The sequence below is a fragment of the Desulfosarcina sp. genome, assembly GCF_041551955.1.
Taxonomy (GTDB): domain Bacteria; phylum Desulfobacterota; class Desulfobacteria; order Desulfobacterales; family Desulfosarcinaceae; genus Desulfosarcina.
The window spans coordinates 1-4,437 of the sequence record NZ_JBFELV010000425.1 but is presented as its reverse complement, the minus strand read 5'-3'; the positions used below and the strand labels follow the sequence as shown (position 1 = coordinate 4,437).

At 44.8% G+C, this 4,437-nt stretch carries 4 protein-coding genes; 2 read left to right on the top strand and 2 right to left on the bottom strand.

Annotated elements, in window-relative coordinates; all coding sequences use genetic code 11:
* Window positions 1–544, bottom strand: a 544-nt coding sequence (locus tag ABYV26_RS21700) for a hypothetical protein (protein ID WP_372683448.1), incomplete at its 3' end; no start/stop codon positions are given.
* Between the two features lie 1,488 nt (window positions 545–2,032).
* Here ABYV26_RS21700 and ABYV26_RS21695 point away from each other — a divergent pair.
* On the top strand, window positions 2,033–2,533 hold the full coding sequence (locus ABYV26_RS21695; protein WP_372683447.1) for a hypothetical protein: 501 nt from the start codon (window positions 2,033–2,035) through the stop codon (window positions 2,531–2,533).
* A 205-nt stretch (window positions 2,534–2,738) separates the two neighbouring features.
* Window positions 2,739–3,320, top strand: a complete 582-nt coding sequence (locus ABYV26_RS21690; RefSeq protein ID WP_372683446.1) for a GNAT family N-acetyltransferase — start codon at window positions 2,739–2,741, stop codon at window positions 3,318–3,320.
* Between the two features lie 243 nt (window positions 3,321–3,563).
* Here the strand turns inward: ABYV26_RS21690 and ABYV26_RS21685 are convergent.
* Window positions 3,564–4,437: choice-of-anchor U domain-containing protein (locus tag ABYV26_RS21685; protein WP_372683445.1), on the bottom strand; the 874-nt coding region annotated here is incomplete at its 5' end.

Genomic DNA, 4,437 nt, shown 5'->3' with positions numbered 1-4,437 from the left:
TTGAGTAAATTCTATTTGTCCCCAAAGGCGCATTTTCATAAATCACCACACCCGATGCAATATCGACGATACTCCCATCTTTGAACCAGGCATAAAATTTGTTTTGATACTCTGCTAAACCTTCAAGCAATTCTTTCCTGAAGTTAAAAACCGATCCTTTGGGCGAATCCATATCAGCGAATTTCATTACACTGACGCCATAGTTGCGGCTACCCATTGCGATGCCGTCGCTGTTTGATACCAGATATTCAAAAAGCTCAGAGACCAATCCATTAGCCGTGTAGGTTACAATATTTTCCCGATTTAAGGGTGTAGATATTGCTCTCACCGAGGTTTTGAGAGCGCTATACCCATCATTGCCTTGACTTTCCAATTGATCAATCGTTTCGTAGGCAGTCCAATTACTTTCGTCTTCAAATTCACTTGATAAAAGTTTGGCAACTGCCGTATTTGAAGTGTCATTTGTGGCGACTCCTCCACCTCCACAAGCGACAATTATTAACATTAACGACAAGATGGTCAGTGAACGGAAATTGTGGGTCATTATGATTTTCCCTCAAAAAATGGTTTAATAAACCTCCGCGAAAAAAGTCTACACCGATTAAATAATATACAATAATATTAATTTCTTGCTATTTAGTGCTGTCGTTTTTAATTATCGGTTCAGAACGCCATTTCATTAGAACAATTTTTTTTGGGACCTCATGTGATATCGAAACGAAAAGGGGAGAGATCTTTCAGATGATGAAATCGGTTTTGTTTTGGAGCGGGTGATGGAGTGGATCAGGAAACCGAATCGAGTCCCCTACCCCAATTCCTGTGAGTGAATCTGTGTGTGAAAAAGTTTCTAAAATCAACAAAAATGTAAAAATTATATGTTCTATGATTACACATGTTAATATAATTTGATGAGGATAGGAAACTCGGAGGAAGTGTCTGAAAATCCCCGTGTCGGCAATTCGATTCTGTCCCTCAGCACCAGTTAACCAATGGCCTACTGTTTACGCGGTAGGCTCTTGTTATTAAAAATACCACCGTTTTTGATCGATTCTATCTGTTTCAGACCAGGCTTACACACTGTGATAGATAGAGGCGGTCACGGTGATATCCTTTACATTATATCTACTTTACCTGATCCGTAACCAATATTTCGACGGGCACGATCATTCATCCAACTGGTTCAGACAATATCAAATCAGATACGGTGTCGCAGCTCCCCCAAGAAAGAAGACCATTCATAGCTTTCGGCACAATGTTTCATCGTGCTTGATGGAACAAGACGTCCAAGACTCCCCTCTCTTTTATCCTCAACTATGCGGTCGTGAGATGGTTTAGGGGGATTATCCAGAGGTAGATAAACAACAAAATCGAATTGCTTGCGGCAGATAGTTGACAAGGAATTTCCCGCACGTTACATTTTGTTTAGCCAATAAATTATCCACGCTCATTTTTTCCCCACCAGAATTTTGAATTTTGGAAAATGGATACCTGAAGAGGACTGAATGGCAAAGAGCCGCAGGTACAAACTGTCTTGAGGCATTCCCGATTCAAAGAATGTCATTGGCTATAAACTGTATTGGTCTAAGGCTACTGAGGTCAACTACGATTCAAATTACATCAAAGAGGGCAACGTTGCCGAGATAAAACGCCCCTATAATGCCCTTCTATCGGAGCGTCCTGTCATCTTTGGGGTTACTGCTGTTGATAAAGATGGCAATGAATCGGACATGATAAAGATGTCCGAACCGTTCCAATTACACATGCCGAAAGCTCCCGTTAGCTTAACCCTCATACCGGCAGATGAGTTCAAGGTGCTTGACTCAAAGGAATTAGTTAAAGCCAGTCTTGAGCTGGACGATAATGATGATCCCTCAGCCAATGCTATCGAATCTCACGGTATAGCCGGCCGATAAAAATTGAAGTATTATGAGATTGATCATCACATGACTCCCGGCTAAACTTTTACACAATCGAAGTCTTTGTTAATCATTAATCGAAAGTTCCAGAGTGAAGTCGACGTCGGAGGTATAAAATGAAAATAGCCACAACAAAAATGAGGGCTATCTGTTTTGCGTGGGTGGTCTTCGCAGCAATGCTTCCGAACACAACTTGGGCGGGTGAGAGTAAGGATAGCACTCCCCATAACCACCTGGCACTGTTTCTTGGCCTTAGTGCAGAGACAAAACGAGACACGCCGAATGAAAACACTTACGCCATCGGGATAGAATACGAGCTGCTTTTCCGCAAGCATTGGGGCATCGGTGCCGCTGTCGAGTTTCTCGGGCATGACACTATACGCGACGCCGTGGTGTTCGTACCGGTGAGCTTCCATCCCAAAGGCAACTGGCGGGTGTTTGCCGGGCCGGGTGCAGAGTTAACGTCGAGGGAGGATAAATTCTTAATCCGTATAGGCATTGGCTACGAAGTCCCCCTCAGCGGGCATTGGCGTCTTGCGCCGAAGGTGATGGGAGATTTCATCGATGGCGGTGCGATCACTTGGACCGGTGGTTTGGCTATTGGATATGCCTTCTAGTCCAAAACAATCAACCGTGGAAAAAAAGCTATAGTTGACCTTGGTCTGTCAAAAAACGAATATGACTTTGCAGTTCTTCGATAGAAGATCTACTTGAACGGACACCGACCAATCATGGCATCTTTGATTTGGCCATGCTGAGAATTATCTGCATGTACCTGGAGTCGTACGAAGATAATAAATTTCAATTGCTAAAGGAATTAATATGTATGGTTCCCACGTTTCTTTTATGGAAAAAAATGACATCCAAGAATCAGCAAGAGTTCTCAGCGTCGCTATGCTCGACAATCCTCTTCATGCTGCCGTATTTCAAGGAAAAGGTGAAAAAGAACGCATAGAAATTGAAAAAATGTTTTTTAATCTCCTGATCAACCTGCCTGGAATAGTATTTCTGGCAAAAAAAAGAAAAAATATAATCGGGGTTATGAGGATGAAGTCATGCCAGGGGAGTAAAGCTGCTGATGCCCCTAAAGGCGCTATAGATGAAAATGATATTGGCTGGCGCAAGTCTGTTTGGCATATGGAATGGACACGCCAAGACCTGTTGAAGCAACACTGGCATTTGGGTCCGATTGGTGTGCTGCCGACTCATCAAGGATCAGGAGTCGGTTCCATGCTGATGGAGCGCTTTTGCATGGAAGTAGATGCCTGTTTTGCAATTGCCTACTTAGAAACAGAGGGGGATAAAAATGTACGCTTTTACGAGAAATTCGGGTTCAAGATAGTTGCCGAATCCAAAATATTCGGTGTCAAAAATCGATACATGTTAAGAGATTCAAGAAAATGATTCAACAGACACTGTACTTTAGTCCATAAGGATGGGGACGTTCTTCGTTGCGCGCACCGACCACTTCAGGCAGCTCCAACGAATCACCGGATGGGGCGAGGTCAGCGACACAATGATGATCTCAATTGTATCTGTGTTAAAAGACACAACTTCGATGCCAATAAGGTATGCTCAATTTCAACAAATTAATTTTGGATTTATTTTAATTAGTTGATTTAGCCCATCCCCGGATCTCCCGTTAGCTCAATCAACACCGGTGAGCATACATCCGATAAAACATCCGCCATCGCCACTCGGCGTAGTTACCATATTATCAACCATGGGACCTCCTATGTCGATGATCATCCCATCCTGGGTTAGAATGTCATCCCCCTCATTTGCATCCACAAAGTAAAGCGTGATTTTATTTTCGTTGATTTGCGCGCCGGTTACGCCATCGTAAACAAATTCATACCAGTGATCTTCGATATTGTCTGGAGTTCTCCCATACTTGAGATAAGAATCAGGTTTGGTGCCTGGGGGTAGATAGAGGGTCATCTGCACACTTCCACCGGCGCCCACGCCATGGATGGTGAAATCAAACAGGCCAGAGGAAAGTGTGCTTCCTTCAGGCATATCCCCGGGGGAGGGATTGACGGCCGCCTGCACGCCGGTCAGGGCAGTCCCCTCCGGCGATTCGAAAGTGATATAATCCTTGGCATCGTGGTCCATCAGCGAAGCCACCCGGTTCTGGGAGCGGTCCGGGATACCGTCGCTATTGCCGTCGCCGTTGTTCGGTGCGGCGTGTTCTATTTCATCGTTCACACCGTCCCCGTCAGCATCCATATCCATGTAATCGGGAGTGCCGTCACGATCTGTGTCTTCAGATCCTTCAACAGCATCCGACAATCCATCCCCATCCGAATCATCACACCCATCAGGCACCCCATCGGCGTCTAAGTCTGTCGCATCATCGTAGCCGGGGCATTGGTCATTAGCATCAGCTACGCCGTCGCCGTCAGTATCAGTCATTGGTGTTCCCAGGGTCGTGAAGCTGGCGCCAATGCTATTGGATGAATTTCCAGAATTGTCAGTGGAAACAGCCTGAAAATAATAAGTTGTGCCTGGATCCAATCCG